The sequence below is a fragment of the Aeromicrobium sp. UBA7512 genome (genome assembly GCF_002476985.1).
Taxonomy (GTDB): domain Bacteria; phylum Actinomycetota; class Actinomycetes; order Propionibacteriales; family Nocardioidaceae; genus Aeromicrobium; species Aeromicrobium phoceense.
In genome coordinates this window covers 15,834-31,509 of sequence record NZ_DLNK01000004.1, presented here as the reverse complement: position 1 = coordinate 31,509, position 15,676 = coordinate 15,834, and the positions used below count along the sequence as shown (strand labels likewise).

Annotated in this window: 17 protein-coding genes and 3 tRNA genes; 16 read left to right on the top strand and 4 right to left on the bottom strand. The window is 69.8% G+C overall.

What is annotated here, in order from left to right; translation table 11 throughout:
- The first annotated feature begins 102 nt into the window (after positions 1-102).
- The 9 genes from B2363_RS05785 to B2363_RS05750 all read left to right on the top strand — a co-directional run bounded on the left by B2363_RS05785 (position 103) and on the right by B2363_RS05750 (position 6,598).
- A complete protein-coding gene (locus B2363_RS05785) occupies positions 103-621 on the top strand; it encodes a YceD family protein (RefSeq protein ID WP_286929072.1) in 519 nt (172 codons plus the stop codon).
- A 2-nt stretch (positions 622-623) separates the two neighbouring features.
- Entirely contained in the window at positions 624-809 is a 186-nt protein-coding gene (gene rpmF, locus B2363_RS05780) for a 50S ribosomal protein L32 (protein WP_078700579.1), read from the top strand.
- Positions 787-1,551, top strand: coding sequence for a ribonuclease III (gene rnc, locus B2363_RS05775; protein WP_286929070.1), 765 nt, complete (start codon positions 787-789; stop codon positions 1,549-1,551). Before rpmF ends, rnc begins: the two co-directional genes overlap by 23 nt.
- Positions 1,535-2,380 (top strand): bifunctional DNA-formamidopyrimidine glycosylase/DNA-(apurinic or apyrimidinic site) lyase, encoded by an 846-nt coding sequence (gene mutM / locus B2363_RS05770; protein ID WP_286929068.1) that lies wholly within the window; start codon positions 1,535-1,537, stop codon positions 2,378-2,380. Before rnc ends, mutM begins: the two co-directional genes overlap by 17 nt.
- A gap of 35 nt (positions 2,381-2,415) precedes the next feature.
- A complete protein-coding gene (locus B2363_RS05765) occupies positions 2,416-3,624 on the top strand; it encodes a deoxyguanosinetriphosphate triphosphohydrolase (protein ID WP_286929067.1) in 1,209 nt (402 codons plus the stop codon).
- 62 nt (positions 3,625-3,686) lie between these two features.
- Entirely contained in the window at positions 3,687-5,570 is a 1,884-nt protein-coding gene (gene dnaG, locus B2363_RS05760; RefSeq protein ID WP_286929066.1) for a DNA primase, read from the top strand.
- 286 nt (positions 5,571-5,856) lie between these two features.
- On the top strand, positions 5,857-6,396 hold the full coding sequence (locus B2363_RS16280) for a sigma-70 family RNA polymerase sigma factor (protein WP_376785953.1): 540 nt from the start codon (positions 5,857-5,859) through the stop codon (positions 6,394-6,396).
- Positions 6,359-6,431: transfer RNA gene (locus tag B2363_RS05755), tRNA-Asn, on the top strand. The genes B2363_RS16280 and B2363_RS05755 overlap by 38 nt, the downstream gene beginning before the upstream one ends.
- A 90-nt stretch (positions 6,432-6,521) precedes the next feature.
- Positions 6,522-6,598 (top strand) — tRNA-Met (locus tag B2363_RS05750).
- A gap of 21 nt (positions 6,599-6,619) precedes the next feature.
- Here the strand turns inward: B2363_RS05750 and B2363_RS05745 are convergent.
- On the bottom strand, positions 6,620-7,735 hold the full coding sequence (locus B2363_RS05745) for an RtcB family protein (RefSeq protein ID WP_286929065.1): 1,116 nt from the start codon (positions 7,733-7,735) through the stop codon (positions 6,620-6,622).
- Here B2363_RS05745 and B2363_RS05740 point away from each other — a divergent pair.
- The 3 genes from B2363_RS05740 (at position 7,725) to B2363_RS05730 (ending at position 9,038) form a co-directional block, all read left to right on the top strand.
- A complete protein-coding gene (locus B2363_RS05740; RefSeq protein WP_286929064.1) occupies positions 7,725-7,964 on the top strand; it encodes a hypothetical protein in 240 nt (79 codons plus the stop codon). The genes B2363_RS05745 and B2363_RS05740 overlap by 11 nt on opposite strands.
- Positions 7,961-8,407: an HAD family acid phosphatase gene (locus tag B2363_RS05735; RefSeq protein WP_286929063.1), complete on the top strand. Its 447-nt coding sequence runs from the start codon at positions 7,961-7,963 to the stop codon at positions 8,405-8,407. Before B2363_RS05740 ends, B2363_RS05735 begins: the two co-directional genes overlap by 4 nt.
- Before the next feature lie 103 nt (positions 8,408-8,510).
- Positions 8,511-9,038, top strand: a complete 528-nt coding sequence (locus B2363_RS05730; protein ID WP_286929061.1) for a DUF3145 domain-containing protein — start codon at positions 8,511-8,513, stop codon at positions 9,036-9,038.
- Positions 9,039-9,045: 7 nt separating this feature from the next.
- Here the strand turns inward: B2363_RS05730 and B2363_RS05725 are convergent, their stop codons facing one another.
- Entirely contained in the window at positions 9,046-9,558 is a 513-nt protein-coding gene (locus tag B2363_RS05725) for a hypothetical protein (RefSeq protein ID WP_286929060.1), read from the bottom strand.
- 59 nt (positions 9,559-9,617) lie between these two features.
- Between B2363_RS05725 and B2363_RS05720 the strand changes: the two genes are divergently transcribed.
- Entirely contained in the window at positions 9,618-10,589 is a 972-nt protein-coding gene (locus tag B2363_RS05720) for an alpha/beta fold hydrolase (protein ID WP_286929059.1), read from the top strand.
- Here the strand turns inward: B2363_RS05720 and B2363_RS05715 are convergent.
- Positions 10,526-11,611 carry a phosphatase PAP2 family protein gene (locus tag B2363_RS05715; RefSeq protein WP_286929057.1) on the bottom strand — a complete coding sequence of 362 codons (1,086 nt, stop codon included), beginning with the start codon at positions 11,609-11,611 and terminating at the stop codon, positions 10,526-10,528. The two genes, B2363_RS05720 and B2363_RS05715, sit on opposite strands and share 64 nt — an antisense overlap.
- Positions 11,612-11,668: 57 nt before the next feature.
- The gene (gene aceE / locus B2363_RS05710; RefSeq protein WP_286929056.1) at positions 11,669-14,428 is read right to left on the bottom strand and encodes a pyruvate dehydrogenase (acetyl-transferring), homodimeric type; all 2,760 of its coding nucleotides are present in this window, start codon (positions 14,426-14,428) and stop codon (positions 11,669-11,671) included.
- A gap of 117 nt (positions 14,429-14,545) precedes the next feature.
- Here aceE and B2363_RS05705 point away from each other — a divergent pair, with 117 nt between their 5' ends.
- The 3 genes from B2363_RS05705 (at position 14,546) to B2363_RS05695 (ending at position 15,648) form a co-directional block, all read left to right on the top strand.
- Positions 14,546-14,932: a DUF3052 domain-containing protein gene (locus B2363_RS05705; RefSeq protein ID WP_181756636.1), complete on the top strand. Its 387-nt coding sequence runs from the start codon at positions 14,546-14,548 to the stop codon at positions 14,930-14,932.
- Positions 14,929-15,393, top strand: coding sequence for a peroxiredoxin (locus B2363_RS05700; protein WP_286929055.1), 465 nt, complete (start codon positions 14,929-14,931; stop codon positions 15,391-15,393). Before B2363_RS05705 ends, B2363_RS05700 begins: the two co-directional genes overlap by 4 nt.
- 181 nt (positions 15,394-15,574) lie before the next feature.
- Positions 15,575-15,648 (top strand) — tRNA-Val (locus B2363_RS05695).
- Positions 15,649-15,676: the final 28 nt, after the last annotated feature.

Below are 15,676 nucleotides of genomic sequence, written 5' to 3'. Positions count from 1 at the left end.
GTGACCGACACCGATTCGCCTCCCCGAGGCGCGGCGAGGTAGGATTGACGCTGGCCCGTTTGCTGGCCGTGGTTCTTCGGTGCACTCGATGAGGGGTTTGACGTGGCTTCCCGACCGTTCGTGTTCGACACCCAGGTGTTGGGACGTCGACCCGGTACGGAGAAGTCGTACGATCTCGTCCTCGAGGCACCTGCGGACCTCGGTCTTCCGGTCTTCGGTGTTCCCGAGGGCTCGCCCATCGGTCTGGAGCTTCGGCTCGAGGCAGTGATGGACGGTGTTCTCGCCACCGGAACCGCCTCGGTCCACGCCGTCGGCGAGTGTGTGCGCTGCTTGAGGGACGTCGAAGAGGACTTCGACTGCGACTTCCAGGAGCTCTACCTCTACGAGGACGCGGGCGAGGACGAACTGGCCCTCGAGGACGAGTATCTGGACCTCGAGCCCGTCCTGCGGGACGCGGTGGTGCTCGCACTGCCGCACAACCCGTTGTGTGATCCGGACTGTCCGGGACTGTGCCCCGAGTGTGGGGCCCGGCTCGCGGACGATCCCGACCACACACACGGTGACGCGATCGACCCGAGATGGTCGGCGCTGACCCACCTGACCGAACGACCTGAGGAGTAACCGTGGCCGTCCCGAAGCGGAAGATGTCGCGCAGCAACACCCGGCACCGCCGTTCTGCGTGGAAGACGACGGCTGTCGCCACCGTCGACTGCGCGAACCCGGCATGCAACGGCAAGGTGATTTCCCACCGTGCCTGCGCCGAGTGCGGCCAGTACGGCGCGCGCGGTGAGCGTCGTCAGGTCCTCTGACCTGCACGACGTGCCCGAGCTCGCGGCACTGAGTGAGACGCTCGGGGTCCCTGATCTGGACCCCGAGCTCCTCACGCATGCCCTGACTCACCGGTCGTACTCCTACGAGAACGGCCAGATCCCGAACAACGAGCGCCTGGAGTTCCTCGGCGACTCGGTGCTCGGCCTCGTGGTCACCGAGACCCTGTTCCGTGGCCACCCCGACCTGCCCGAGGGCCAGCTGGCGAAGCTGCGCGCGGCGGTCGTCAGCGCGAAGGCCCTGGCGGAGGTCGCGCGCACCCTCGGCCTCGGCGACCACCTGCGTCTCGGTCGTGGCGAGGAGGCCTCGGGCGGCCGGAACAAGCCCTCGATCCTCTCCGACGCCATGGAGGCCGTGCTCGGCGCGGTCTTCGTCGAGTTCGGCATCGAGCGCGCCGCCGACGTCATCCACGCGATCTTCGACCCGGTGATCGCCGACGCCGCCCAGATGGGTGCCGGCCTCGACTGGAAGACCTCGCTGCAGGAGATCTCGGCGCTGCACGGACTCGGCGTGCCCGCCTACGTCCTCGAGGGCACCGGCCCCGATCACGACAAGACGTTCACCGCCTCCGTCGTGCTGGGCGCCGAGCGCTTCGACGGCGGCACCGGCCGCTCCAAGAAGGACGCCGAGCAGATGGTCGCCGAGATCGCGTGGCGTGCCATAAGCGAGCGTGCCGCCGCGACCGCCCCAGCCCCGAACCCCGACGGTGCCCGAGCTTCCTGAGGTCGAGGTCGTCCGGCGCGGCCTGGACGACCACGTGGTCGGGCGCACGATCACCGCGGTGGAGGTGCTCGACTCGCGCTCCGTGCGCCGCCACGGCCCCGGCCCCTCCGACTTCGTCGCCCGCCTCGTCGCCCGGCGGGTCGAGTCGGCCCACCGCCGCGGCAAGTACCTGTGGCTGGCGCTCGACGACGGCTCCAGCATCCTGACCCACCTCGGGATGAGCGGTCAGGCCCTCATCTCCGATCCCGACGCCCCGCCGCCGCGTCACCTGCGTATCACCTTCGACCTCGACGACGGACGTCAGCTGCGCTTCGCCGACCAGCGGATCTTCGGGGGCATGTCGGTCAGCGAGACCGATCCGCCCACCGAGATCGCCCACATCGCGCTCGACCCGCTGGATCCCGCGTTCGACGACGCGGCGTTCGTCGCCCGCCTGCGCCGCCGCCAGACCGGAGTGAAGCGCGCTCTGCTCGACCAGGGGCTGGTCTCCGGGGTGGGCAACATCTACGCCGACGAGGCGCTGTGGCGCACCCGCCTGCACTACGCGCGCAACACCAAGGGGCTGCGGATCGCCGAGGCCACCGAGTTGATCGGCCACGTGCGCGACGTGATGACGATGGCGCTCGAGCAGGGCGGCACGTCGTTCGACGCGCTGTACGTGAACGTCAACGGGCAGAGCGGCTACTTCGACCGCTCGTTGAACGCCTACGGCCAGGAGGGGCGGCCCTGCGACCGCTGCGGCGACCTCATCGTGCGCGAGCCGTTCATGAACCGCTCGTCCTACCGCTGCCCCACGTGCCAGCCGCGGCCCCGCAATGGTCGCTGGTGAGTCCCGGGATGCGCGCGGCTCGCTAGGGTGACCGCGTGGACCGGTACGGGAGCGAGGCGCGCGAGCGGGTCGTGCCCGAGCCGGCGAAGCGCTCGGGACGCACCTCCTTCGAGCGCGATAGGGCGCGGATCCTGCACTCCTCCGCACTGCGGCGCCTGGCTGGCAAGACCCAGGTGATGGGCGCCGGCACCGACGACTTCGTCCGCAACCGGCTGACCCACTCGCTCGAGGTCGCCCAGGTGGCGCGCGAGCTGGGCAAGAGCCTCGGCTGCGACCCCGAGATCGTCGACTCCGCCGCGCTGTCGCACGACCTGGGGCACCCGCCGTTCGGGCACAACGGCGAGACGGCGCTCAACGAGGTCGCCGCGTCGATCGGGGGCTTCGAGGGCAACGCCCAGACGCTGCGGATCCTGTCGCGCCTCGAGGCCAAGACCTTCGACGCCCGGGGCCGCAGCGTGGGCCTCAACCTGACCCGCGCGACGTTGTCGTCGTGCGTGAAGTACCCGTGGCGTCGCGGCGAGCGGGACACCCCGAAGTTCGGCGTCTACGAGGACGACCTGCGCGTGTTCGAGTGGCTGGACATGAAGGGCCGGCTGACGATGGAGGCGCAGGTCATGGACCTGTCGGACGACATCGCCTACTCGGTCCACGACGTGGAGGACGGGGTCGTCGGGAACTGGTTCAGCCTCGTCGGCGACCTGGACACGCCGGGCTCCTGGCGCGTGGCGCGTGACTGGTACGACGCGAGCGCCACCGACGACCGACTCGACGCGGCGCTGGAGCGGCTGCGGGCACTGCCCGAGTGGCCGGTGTCGGCGTTCACGGCCGACCGGTCGTCCCAAGCGGTCCTCAAGAGCCTGACCAGCGCCCTCATCGGCCGGTTCGCCGGCGCCGCGTACGAGGCCACCGTGGAGCAGTGGGGGACCGGCCCGCTCGTCCGGTACGAGGGCGAGCTCGAGGTGCCGCGCGACACCCTCGACGAGATCAACGTGCTCAAGTCGCTGGCGGCGCACCACGTGATGCGGGCCGACCCGCGCGTGCGCGACCTCGCGCAGCAGCGCGACCTGCTGCACGGGCTCGTGGCCCACCTGCGACTCAAGGGCGAGGGCGAGCTGGAGCCGGAGTTCGCCACCGACTTCCGGGCCGCCGCGGACGACGCCCAGCGCCTGCGCGTGATCGTCGACCAGGTGGCCAGCCTCACCGATGCCTCGGCGCACGCGTGGGCGCGCCGGCTGCTGGGCTGACCCCGGCGGCCGGGACGCCCGTATCCAGATCGGGCGTGGGTCGCAGCACCTAGGATGACCTCATGGCGCGCATCAAGGACGAGGACATCCAACTCGTCCGTGAGCGGGTCCGCATCGACGAGGTCGTCGAGCAGTACGTCACGCTGAAGAACGCGGGCGGCGGAGCCCGCAAGGGACTGTGCCCGTTCCACGACGAGAAGAGTCCGTCGTTCAACGTCCGCCCGGCCCAAGGCTTCTACCACTGCTTCGGTTGCTCGGCGGGTGGCGATGCCATCAAGTTCCTCATGGAGATCGAGGGCCTGTCCTTCGCGGAGTCGGTCGAGCGGCTGGCCGACAAGTACGGCATCCAGCTGCGCTACGAGGAGACCGGCGCCCCCACCGGGCCGCGGCGCGATCCCGGCCAGCGCCAGCGTCTCCTGCTGGCCCACAAGGCCGCCGAGAGGTTCTACGCCGAGCAGCTGATGTCCTCGGCCGAGGCGGCCCCCGGGCGCCGCCTCCTCACCGATCGTGGCTTCGACCAGGCCGCGGCCGAGGTCTTCGGCATGGGCTGGGCGCCCAGGTCGGGGGAGGCGCTCGTCACGCACCTGAAGGCCAAGGGCTTCGCCGAGGACGAGCTCGTCGTCGGCGGGCTCGCCCGGCGATCGGCCCGCGGCCTCTACGACGCGTTCCAGGGCCGCCTGCTGTGGCCCATCAAGGAGATCTCGGGCGAGGTGATCGGCTTCGGCGCCCGGCGGATGTTCGACGACGACTTCATGAAGGGCAAGTACGTCAACACGTCCGAGACCCCCATCTACAAGAAGACGCAGGTCCTCTACGGGATCGACCTGGCCCGCGACCCGATCCGCAAGGAGAGTCAAGCCGTCGTCGTCGAGGGGTACACCGACGTGATGGCGTGCCACCAGGCCGGCGTGCTCACCGCGGTGGCCACGTGCGGCACGGCGTTCGGCGAGGGTCACGCCCGGGTGCTGCGGCGCCTCATGCTCGACCACGACGCCTTCCACGGGGAGGTGATCTTCACGTTCGACGGCGACGAGGCCGGCCAGCGGGCCGCGCTGAAGGCCTTCGAGGGCGACCAGGAGTTCGTCGGCCAGACCTACGCCGCGGTGGAGGAGCGGGGCATGGACCCGTGCGACCTGCGGCTCGCCGACGGCGACGCGGCGGTGCGCGACCTCATCGGCGCGCGCATCCCGCTCTACCGCTTCGTGCTGGACAACACGCTCGAGCGGTACGACCTCGACCGGGGCGACCAGCGCATCGACGCCGTGCGCGAGGCAGTGCGCCTGGCCTCGGCGGTGCGCGACACCTCCAAGGTCGACGAGTTCCTGCGCGAGATCGCCAACCGGGCCGGGGTCGACATCGACCTCGTGCACTCCGAGCACCGCAAGGCGGCCGGCCAGAAGCCCGCCGCCGCCCGCGCCCCGCGCGGTCCCGCCGTGCCCGAGCCGCCGCGACCCGAGCCGACGGTGTTCGCCAGCTTCGGCGCGCCCCAGTTCGGCGACGAGCGCGAGGCGCTCAAGGCGCTCGCGCAGTACCCCCACGTGGCCCGCACGGTCGCTGCCGACCTCACCGACGATGACTTCGTGCATCCCGTGGCTCGCGAGATCTGGCGTCACATGGTGGCGCAGGGGCTGCCCGAGCAGGCTGACTCCGGATGGCTGCCGGCGGTGGCCGACTCGCTGCCCGGCGACGACCTGCGCCGCGTGCTCGGCGTCGCGGCCGTCGAGCCGATGCACGCCTCCGAACAGGGTGCGGTCTCGGTGGTGCCCGCCGTCCTCGCTCGCCTCCAGGAGCTCTCGCTCGCCCGGCAGATCAGCGACGTGAAGTCGCGCCTGCAGCGCACCGAGCCCACCGCGCCGGAGTACGCCGAGGTGTTCGGTCGGCTGGTCGAGCTCGAGCAGCGTCGCCGCAGCCTGCGCGAGCGCGCCCTCGGCGCCATGGCTCCCTGAGCACCTGAACCGCGCGCGCCGCCGCGCCGATCCTTCGCGAGTGGCGCAGCTTCGCCCGCCACTCGCCGAGTGGCGGGCAACTTTGCGCCACTCGGCGTCGGGGGAGCGGGCGGGTCAGGGGTTCCAAGGCGTCGCGGGCGCGCCGGCCTTGTGGGTGAGCGGTGCGTCGTCCACAGCGCGGCGCGCGCCCCTGTCGCGGGGGCGGGCCGACCGGGAGGTTGGGGTGGTGTCGCCCTTCGTGCTCCATGCCCTGGCCCAGGTCCCGATCCCCGCGGACGCCGAACGGATGCTGGCGCGCGCCGCCGCGGGCGGTGACCGCGCCGCGCGCGATGAGCTGATCTGCGCCGGACTGCGCAACGTCGCCCTGCACGCGCTGCGGCTGGGGCACCGGGGCGAGCGGCTCGACGAGGCCGTGGCGGCCGGGGCCGAGGCCCTCATCCTGGCCGTCGACCGCTTCGATCCCGACCGCGGCACGCGCCTGTCGACGTACGCGTGGAGCTGGATCGCGCGGGCCATGACGCCCGACCGCGAGGCGCCCGCGGTCGAGCATCGCACCAGGTCCGTGAGCGACAGCGACCTGCTCGACGAACTGCCCGAGCACCTCGCCGCGGTGGCCGGCTTGCGGTACGGACTGCTGTGCGAGGACGGCGTCGGGCTCACCATCGACGAGGTCGCCGAGCACCTCGGACTGACGCGCTGGCAGGTCCGCGATCGAGAGGGGAGGGCCCTTTCGCATCTGCGCGGACGACTTGCTAGAGTTGGTCGCCGTGCTCCTCTTGGGGAGCCGATCCCCCGTAGCTCAATTGGCAGAGCATTCGACTGTTAATCGAAGGGTTATTGGTTCGAGTCCAATCGGGGGAGCGCGCGAGGCCCGGTTCTCACTCTGATACGAGCGAGAACCGGGCCTTCTTCCTTGTCCGGGCGGGCGAACTTGTACGCTCGTACGGCGACGGGGAGGTAGCTCAGCCGGTCAGAGCAGAGGACTCATAATCCTTGGGTCGTGGGTTCGAGCCCCACCCTCCCTACCATGGTTCGACACGGCGCCGCCGTCAGTCGCCCTTCACGTTGACGATCTGGCGAAGGGTGTGCCGGATCTCGACCAGATCCTTGGCATCCTCCATCACCACGTCGATGTCCTTGTAGGCCGCGGGGATCTCGTCGATGAACGCATCGGTGTCGCGGTACTCGATGCCGACCATCGCGGTCCTGAGGTCTTCTGCGGTGAACGTCTTGCGCGCCTTGGACCGCGAGTACTCACGGCCGGCACCGTGCGGGCTGCTGTTGAGTGACAGCGCGTTGCCCTTGCCGACGACGACGTAGGAGCGCGTTCCCATGGAGCCGGGGATGAGCCCGGGCGTTCCCTCGGACGCGTCGATCGCGCCCTTGCGGCTCAACCAGACCTCCTTGCCCCAGTGCTGTTCCTTCGTCGTGTAGTTGTGGTGGCAGTTGATCTCCTCCAGGCGCTCCAGCTCGGCGAACGAGCCGTGGGCGCTGCTCGCGCCCAGCCAGTCGTCGAACGAGGCGACCACGCGATCCATCATCTCCTCGCGGTTCAGCAGGGCGAACTCCTGCGCCCACCGAAGCTCGCTGATGTACGCCCAGAACTCCTCCGTGCCTTCGACGAGGTAGGCCAGGTCGGGATGAGGTAGGTCGATCCACCACTTCCGACATAGGTCCTGAGCCACCTTGATGTGGTGCTGGGCGATCTTGTTGCCGACACCACGCGAGCCCGAGTGCAGGAACAGCCAGACCGTGTCGTCCTCGTCGAGGCTGACCTCGATGAAGTGGTTGCCAGAGCCGAGGGTGCCCAGCTGCATGTCCCAGTTCGTGGCGAAGTGTCCCTTGCCGCTCAGGCCGATCTCGTCGGCCTTCTGGCCGAGTGCGTTGACCCGATCCTCGGTGTGCTTGCCGAAGTGCTCGGTGTTGTAGTTGCCGGCGGACAGCGGGATGGCCCGCTCGATGCGCTCACGCAGGCCCCGGAGCGGGATGCCCGCGATGTCGCTGGAGCGGAACTGTGTACGGACGGCGATCATGCCGCATCCGATGTCGACGCCGACCGCCGCGGGAATGATCGCGCCCAGCGTCGGGATCACGCTGCCCACCGTCGCGCCCTTGCCGAGGTGGGCGTCGGGCATGAGGGCGAGGTGCGGATGGATGAACGGCATCCTGCTCGTCATCTCGGCCTGCGCGCGCGTCTCCTCTTCGAGGATGGACGCCCAGTTCATGAATCGCTTGCTGATCCGCTCCACGGTGATCTCCCTCTTGGTCCCGAGCAAGCGTAGCCATGGTGCAGCGTTCACGGTGGTGCGCGGCGCACCGCGCTCGGCGGGCGGCTCACCGAACGCCGGGCGCTGCTGCCTTCGGGCTGAGCGGCACGCCAAGATGGGCGCATGACGCGTGAAGCCGCCCTGTTCGACCTGGACGGCACCTTGTGCGACACGTCGGGCATCGACCACCTCGTGACCGGTGAGGATGCGGACTACCGGGCGTTCCACGCGGCCTCGGCCGGATGCCCGCCGCGCTCCGACGTCCTGGAGGCCCTCAAGGACGCGCGGGCCAGGGGACTGGCGATCGTGCTGTGGACCGGCCGGGAGTTCGTCTGGCGCGACCTGACGCTCGACTGGCTCGACCTCCACGGCATCGCCCACGACGGGCTCTACATGCGCTGGGCAGCCGACTACCGGCCCGCCACGGTCGTCAAGACCGCGCTGCTGGCTGACGTCGAGGACGACGGACTGCGCATCGTGGAGGCCTGGGAGGACGACGCCGCCATCGTCGCGCTGCTGCGCGAGGCGGGGGTGCCGACGGTCCACGAGGTCGGGGGAGCGGCCTCGTGAACGCGATTCGGCGCCCAGTCCTTGTCGCGGACCCCCGCATGGGCCACAATGGAGCCAGGTATCACCCGAGATCGCTGGGGAAGGCGCACCTAGGGAGGTACCGATGAACACGGTGAATACGGTCCGATCCGGCACCCCACTGACGCGGGGTGTCCTTTTCGTGCACTCTTCGCCCTCGGCGTTGTGCGCCCACATCGAGTGGGCGGCGGCCGGAGTTCTGGGCGGCAAGGTCGATCTGGCCTGGACGCCCCAGCCTGCCGAGCCCGGAACCCACCGCGCCGAGCTGTCGTGGCAGGCCGCTGCCGGCACCGCCGCGTCCCTCGCCTCCGTGCTGCGCGGCTGGGACCTCCTGCGCTTCGAGATCACCGAGGAGCCCACCGCCACGAGCGAGGGAGCCCGCTACTCGTTCACGCCGAGGCTCGGCATCTTCCACGCCATGACCGGGCTCCACGGCGACGTGCTCATCCCCGAGGACCGGATCAAGGCGTTCCGCGTCAAGGCCGCCCAGGGCGACATCTCGATGGACGAGGCGCTCGACGGGCTGCTGGGCGTCAAGTGGGACGCCGAGCTCGAGCCGTTCCGTCAGGCCGGCGAGGGTGCGCCGGTCCGCTGGCTGCACCAGGTGATCTGAGGCTCGTTCAGCCGATCGTGACGGTGATGTCGGGCGTGGAGTCGCCCGACGACTTGTCGGTGACCCGGAACTTCCGCTCGCCGGTGCGCGACGTGTAGATCTTCGTCTCGAACCGGCCGCCGTCGCCGGCCGCGACGGTGACGGGGAAGTCGTCCCACGGGCCGTCGCCGTCCTTGACCTGGATCTGCAGCTGGGCGCCCTTGTCGGCGGTGGGCAGGACGCCCACGATGTCGAAGCGCTCGCCCGGGGCAGCGCGGTTGCCGGCAACCGGCGTCAGCTTGGGCTTGGGGCCCTCGTCCTCCGCTTCCGGCTCCGGCGTGGGTGTCGGCGTGGGGGTGGGCGTCGTCGTCGGCTCGCTGGTGGGCGCCGCCAGGGGAGGCAGGTCGGCCGACGTGACGCCGGTGGCGGTCAGGCCGCCCGCCGCGAAGAGTCCGATCCCGACGCCGAGGGCCACGCCGATGAGTGCGAGCCAGCCGAAGGCGCGCGCAGCGGGATGGCGCAGGTCGGGTCGAGACGTCACCCCCGAAGTCTACGGGGCTTCTACGAGAAACCGGCGACGCCCTGACCTAGGATGAACAGATGGTGCTGCCCCCGGAGCGCGGAGCGGTGGACGACGTCGACTACGTCGTGGTCCACGGTTACCGCCGCGCCTACCGGATGCGCGGCTCGGGCCCGCCGCTGCTGCTGCTGCACGGCATGGCGTGCGACTCCACCACGTGGTTCCCCGTCATGGACCAGCTGGCCGAGCACTTCACGGTCATCGCCCCCGACCTGCTGGGCCACGGCGAGTCCGACAAGCCCAATGCCGACTACTCGCTGGGCGGATTCGCGAACGGCATGCGCGACCTGCTGACGATCCTGGGCATCGACAAGGTGACGGTGGCCGGGCACAGCTTCGGCGGCGGCGTGGCGATGCAGTTCGCCTACCAGTTCCCCGAGCGCACCGAGCGCGTCGTGCTCGTCTCCAGCGGGGGACTGGGACCGGAGGTCACGCCGCTCATCCGCGCCCTCACCCTGCCGGGCGTGGGCCTCGGGATGCGCCTGGCCACGCTGAAGCCGTGGCGTGCTGGCGTCGCCGGCACGATGCGCGCCCTGTCCCGCGTTCCCGCCGCCCGCGACCTCGACGAGGTCGCCGCGATCTACGAGCGTCTGGCCGACCCCGCCACCACGCTGGCGATCCGTCGCCTGACGCGGACGGTCCTGGACTGGGACGGCCAGTTCGTCACGATGGCCGACCGCGCCTACCTGACCCGCCTGATGCCGCTGCTCGTCGTGTGGGGGCGCAACGACCGCGTCATCCCCGTCGAGCACGCCCAGCGCCTGCCGCTGCTGGAGAACTCGCACGTGCACGTGTTCGAGGACTCCGGGCACTTCCCGCACAAGGACCACCCCGACGAGTTCGCGCGCGTCGTGATCGACTTCTGCCGGGTCCAGGCGCCGGCCCAGTACCACCGCGGCAAGTGGCGCGCGCTGCTGCGGCGCGGCGATCAGGCCGGGTTGGCCAGCGTGTCGCTCTCCGACGGACGCGAGTCGCCCTCCGCCGTGAGCTGAAGCTTGTGGTGCCGCTGGTGCCAGAACCCGTTGCCCGTCGCCCACCCCGCGAGCGCCACCGAGATCCAGCCGATGAAGGCGCCGGCGACGTCGTCGGCGATGAAGTGCCAGCCGAAGTAGATCGTGGCGATGACGGTGAGCACGAAGTAGACCCACGCGGTGATCTGCAGGTAGCGCGGCTGGTCGGTGCGCTGGAAGAACAGCACCGCGGTCAGGGTGACCGAGACGTGCAGCGAGGCGAACGCCCCGATGCCCCAGATGGGGGCCTGCGTGGGGTTCTCGTAGTTCTGCGCCGCGTTCACGAACAGCGAGTACTGCAGCTGCGTGACACCCGTGGTGGGCAGGTCGTCGAACAGGGTGGCGGCGGAGTAGGCCGGGCCGAGCGAGGGGAAGACGTAGTACGCCGCCGCGCCCAGCACCCAGTTAAGCGACAGGGCCGTGGCGTACCAGGCGCCGAGCGAGAAGTCCTTGTTGAGCACCAGGAAGGCGGCCAGCGTGACCGGGATCAGCGGCAGGTAGCTGACGTAGACCGTGGCCAGGATCTGGGCGGCGAAGCCGGTGCCCAGGACGCTGTGCAGGATGTCCGCCGGGTGGTTGCCGAACATCAGCCAGTAGTCCCAGCGCGACAGCATGGTGTCGAAGTTGACGCCCTCGCGCACCGTGGGCAGGAAGCCCTTGATGTTCCGGTAGCTGACGTAGCAGATGTAGAACGTCAACAGGCCCGTGGCGATGTGGAACACCCGGTTCCACGACCACTCGTCGCGAACGATGTCCTTGACGCCGCGCCAGAAGTGACGCACGCCGGCGCGCCGCAACGCCATGGGCACGATGCCCAGGGCGAAGAACGCCAGTCCCATGACGGGCAGGCGCACGTACGCGGGGCCGAGGAAGCCCTCGGGGTCCTTCAGAGCGATGCCCAGACGGGCCGACATGACGATCGCCGTGATGCCGATGGCGGCCGCCAGGGCGACGCCGAAGGTGTACGGCCACGCGCGCAGCACGCCCCACCATCGTCCGAACATGCGGATCAGTCTACGGCGCGCTCGCTGAGAGCATCCTGAGGTGTCGGCCCGTCCGGGTCAGGCGGGGCTGCCCTCCTGCTTGACCCCTGCAACGGCAGTGGGATCGTCGATCCGCAGCGAGTCGAACGCCTCCTGGGCGACCTTCGGGTCGATGCGACCCTCACGACCGAGCGACGCCAGCACCGCCACCACGATCGACTCGGCGTCGATCTGGAAGTAGCGGCGAGCACCCGCGCGGGTGTCGGCGAAGCCGAACCCGTCGGCACCGAGCGACATCCACGAGCCGGGGATCCAGCGCGAGATCTGGTCGGGCACGGCCCGCATGTAGTCACTCACCGCGATGGTGGGTCCGCCCTCGCCCAGCTTGGTGGCGATCCACGGGGCGCGCGGCTCCTCGCCCAGGTGGTTGAAGTTCCACCGCTCGGCCGACTCCGCGTCGCGGGCCAGCTCGTTCCACGACGTGACGGACCAGACCTCGGCGGCGACGCCGTACTCCTCGGCCAGCGTGGCCTGCGCCTGGAGCGCCCACGGCACCGAGACGCCCGACGCCAGGATGCGGGCGGGGGAGTCGCCCTCGACCGGGGACGCGGCGTAGCGGTAGGCGCCCTTGAGGATGCCCTCGACGTCGACGCCCTCGGGCTCGGCCGGCTGGTTGATCGGCTCGTTGTAGACCGTCAGGTAGTAGATGACGTCCTCGCCGAAGCCGCTGGCCTCGTTCTCGCCGTCGCCGTACATCCGGCGCAGGCCGTCGCGCACGATGTGGGCGATCTCGAAGGCGTAGGCCGGGTCGTAGTGGACCACCGCGGGGTTCGTGCGGGCGATCAGCGGCGAGTGCCCGTCGGCGTGCTGCAGGCCCTCGCCGGTGAGCGTGGTGCGACCGGCGGTGGCGCCCAGGAGGAAGCCCCGGGACAGCTGGTCGGCCATGGCCCAGAACGAGTCACCGGTGCGCTGGAACCCGAACATCGAGTAGAAGAGGTAGACCGGGATCATCGGCTCGCCGTGCGTGGCGTAGGCGCTGCCCGCGGCGATCGCCGAGGCGGCGGCGCCGGCCTCGCTGATCCCCTCGTGCAGCAGCTGACCCTTCTCGCTCTCCTTGTACGCCAGCAGCAGCTTGCGGTCGACCGACTCGTACGTCTGGCCGTGCGGGCTGTAGATCTTCGCCGACGGGAACATCGAGTCCATGCCGAACGTGCGGTACTCGTCGGGCGCGATCGGCACGATGCGCTGACCGATCTGCTTGTCCTTCATCAGCTCGCGCAGCAGTCGCACGAACGCCATCGTCGTGGCGATCTGCTGCTTGCCCGAGCCCTTGCGCAGGTCGGCGTAGGCGTCGTCCTGCGGCAGGTCGAGCGGCTTCGCCTTCACGATGCGCGAGGGCAGCGAGCCGCCCAGCTCACGACGCCGCTCGAGCATGTAGCGGATGTCCTCGTGGTCGGCGCCGGGGTGGTAGTACGGCGCGCCCTCGGGGGAGTCGATCTGCTCGTCGGTGATCGGGATGCGCAGACGGTCGCGGAAGGTCTTCAGGTCCTCGTTCGTCAGCTTCTTCATCTGGTGCGTGGCGTTGCGCGCCATGAACGACTCGAGCAGCCAGCCCTTGATCGTGTGCGCGAGGATGACCGTCGGCTGGCCCTTGTGCTTCGTGGCCGACTCGAACGCGGCGTAGACCTTGCGGTAGTCGTGGCCACCGCGCGCCAGCTTCTCGATGTCCTCGTCCGACAGGTGCTCGACGATCTTCGCCAGCTCGGGGTCGGGGCCGAAGAAGTGCTCGCGGTTGTAGGCGCCCGTCTCGATCGAGAGGGTCTGGAACTCGCCGTCGGGCACGCGGTTCATCTGGTTGACCAGGGCGCCGGTGGTGTCGCGCGTGAGCAGGTCGTCCCACTCGCGCCCCCACACCACCTTGATGACGTTCCAGCCGGCACCCAGGAAGAACGACTCCAGCTCCTGCATGACCTTGCCGTTGCCGCGGACCGGGCCGTCGAGCTGCTGGAGGTTGCAGTTGACGACGAACGTGAGGTTGTCGAGCTGCTCGCGCGCGGCCAGGCCGATCGCACCGAGCGACTCGGGCTCGCCCATCTCGCCGTCGCCCAGGAACGTCCAGACGTGCTGGTCGCTGGTGTCCTTGATGCCGCGGTTCTGCAGGTAGCGGTTGAACCGCGCCTGGTAGATCGAGTTTATCGCCGCGAGGCCCATCGAGACCGTGGGGAACTCCCAGTAGTCGCTCATCAGCCGCGGGTGGGGGTAGGACGGAAGACCCTTGCCCTCGCCCTGCGACTTCTCCTGGCGGAAGTTGTTGAGCGCCGACTCGTCGAAGCGGCCCTCGAGGAACGAGCGCGCGTAGATGCCCGGGGCCGCGTGGCCCTGGTAGTAGATGTGGTCGCCGCCGCCGGGGTGGTCCTTGCCCTTGAAGAAGTGGTTGAAGCCGACCTCGTAGAGGCTCGCCGCCGACTGGTACGTGGCGATGTGGCCGCCGACGCCGAGGCCGGGGCGGTTGGCGCGCGACACCATCACCGCGGCGTTCCAGCGGATGTAGGAGCGGATGCGCCGCTCGATGTCCTCGTCGCCGGGGAAGTCGGGCTCCCGCTCGGGCGGGATGGTGTTGATGAAGTCGGTGCTGCGCAGCGCAGGCATGCCGACGGCTCGCTCGCGGGAGCGCTCGAGCATGCGCAGCATGACGTAGCGCGCGCGGTCGCGTCCGCGTTCGTCGACCATCTGGTCGAGCGAGCTGAGCCAGTCCTGAGTCTCGTCGGGATCGACGTCGGGCAGCTGCGTGGGCATGCCCCCGTGGATGATGGGGCGGTCGGGGCCGGATGAGGCCATGGTGCACTCCCTGGGGTGTCGGGATGGACCCTTCCATCAAACCACCCGGAGTTCGCTAGTGTGAGTCCGGCAAGCAACCGATAGGCCTTACTGAGCAGTAGGGCAGAAGGAGGTGCGGTGGACGCGGGGAAGCTGGGCTTCGAACCTGACTCCGTCATCCAGGAGCTCGGCTGGGACGAGGACACCGACGAGGAATTGCGGTCGGCGATCGAGTCCCACACGGGCAACGAACTGGTGGACGGCGATGTCGGCGAGGTCGTCGACGGCGTGATCCTGTGGTGGCGCGAGGACGACGGCGACCTGACGGACGCACTCGTCGACGCGACGCAGGACGTCGCCGAGGGGGGATCCGTGTGGCTGCTGACCCCCAAGGTCGGCCGGGACGGACACGTCTCCGGCGCTGACATCGGTGAGGCTGCCCCCATCGCGGGTCTGTCGATCACCACCACCTCCGCTGTCGGTCCGAACTGGGTCGCCACCAAACTCTCGACGCACAAGCGATGAGCGCGCTCGTCGAGGTCGGCTCTGCCGCACCGGACTTCACACTCAAGAACCAGCACGGCGAGGACGTCTCGCTGTCGGGGCTGCGTGGCCGGAACGTGGTCGTCGTCTTCTACCCGTTCGCCTTCAGCGGCATCTGCACCGGCGAGCTGTGCGAGATTCGCGACAACCTGGCCATCTTCAACGATGCCGACGCCGAGGTGCTGGCCATCTCGTGCGACCCGATGTTCGCCTTGCGGGCGTGGGCGGACCAGGACGGCTACGACTTCAGCCTGCTGAGCGACTTCTGGCCGCACGGCGCGGTGGCGAAGTCCTACGGCATCTTCGAGGAGGGTCCCGGCGCCGCCGCGCGGGGCACCTACCTCATCGATCGCGAGGGCATCGTGCGCTGGAAGGTCGAGAACGGACTCGGTCAGGCCCGTGATCTCTCTGCGTACCGTGAGGCACTTGCGTCACACGGCTGAGTTCTGAGCAAATTTTCAGGGCGTAACGCGGGGAAATCACTCACGTCGGCCATGGGGATCTGGTTTGATAGGACTACCGCGCCGCCGGGGACCCGAGACCCCGGCGGCGCGGCTTTTCTGTGCATGGGCTCGGCATGGGGTCGTTGCGTTACCGTTCTCGTGCACTCGACACGTGCAGACGGGGCGAATAGCTCAGTTGGTCAGAGCATCCGGTTTACACCCGGAAGGTCGGGGGTTCGAGCCCCTCTTCGCCCACTTGTGACGGCGGTTCCGCCTCGTTCTG

What these genes read in the sequence shown, in the direction of transcription:
- B2363_RS05740 (WP_286929064.1), top strand. Translation starts at nt 7,725, where the DNA reads ATGAACGGCATCCTGCTCGTCATCTCGGCCTGCGCGCGCGTCTCCTCT.
- B2363_RS05745 (WP_286929065.1), bottom strand. Translation starts at nt 7,735, where the DNA reads ATGCCGTTCATCCATCCGCACCTCGCCCTCATGCCCGACGCCCACCTC.
- aceE (WP_286929056.1), bottom strand. Translation starts at nt 14,428, where the DNA reads ATGGCCTCATCCGGCCCCGACCGCCCCATCATCCACGGGGGCATGCCC.
- B2363_RS05730 (WP_286929061.1), top strand. Translation starts at nt 8,511, where the DNA reads ATGAACACGGTGAATACGGTCCGATCCGGCACCCCACTGACGCGGGGT.
- dnaG (WP_286929066.1), top strand. Translation starts at nt 3,687, where the DNA reads ATGGCGCGCATCAAGGACGAGGACATCCAACTCGTCCGTGAGCGGGTC.
- B2363_RS05715 (WP_286929057.1), bottom strand. Translation starts at nt 11,611, where the DNA reads ATGTTCGGACGATGGTGGGGCGTGCTGCGCGCGTGGCCGTACACCTTC.
- B2363_RS05700 (WP_286929055.1), top strand. Translation starts at nt 14,929, where the DNA reads ATGAGCGCGCTCGTCGAGGTCGGCTCTGCCGCACCGGACTTCACACTC.
- B2363_RS05735 (WP_286929063.1), top strand. Translation starts at nt 7,961, where the DNA reads ATGACGCGTGAAGCCGCCCTGTTCGACCTGGACGGCACCTTGTGCGAC.
- B2363_RS05720 (WP_286929059.1), top strand. Translation starts at nt 9,618, where the DNA reads ATGGTGCTGCCCCCGGAGCGCGGAGCGGTGGACGACGTCGACTACGTC.
- B2363_RS16280 (WP_376785953.1), top strand. Translation starts at nt 5,857, where the DNA reads ATGCTGGCGCGCGCCGCCGCGGGCGGTGACCGCGCCGCGCGCGATGAG.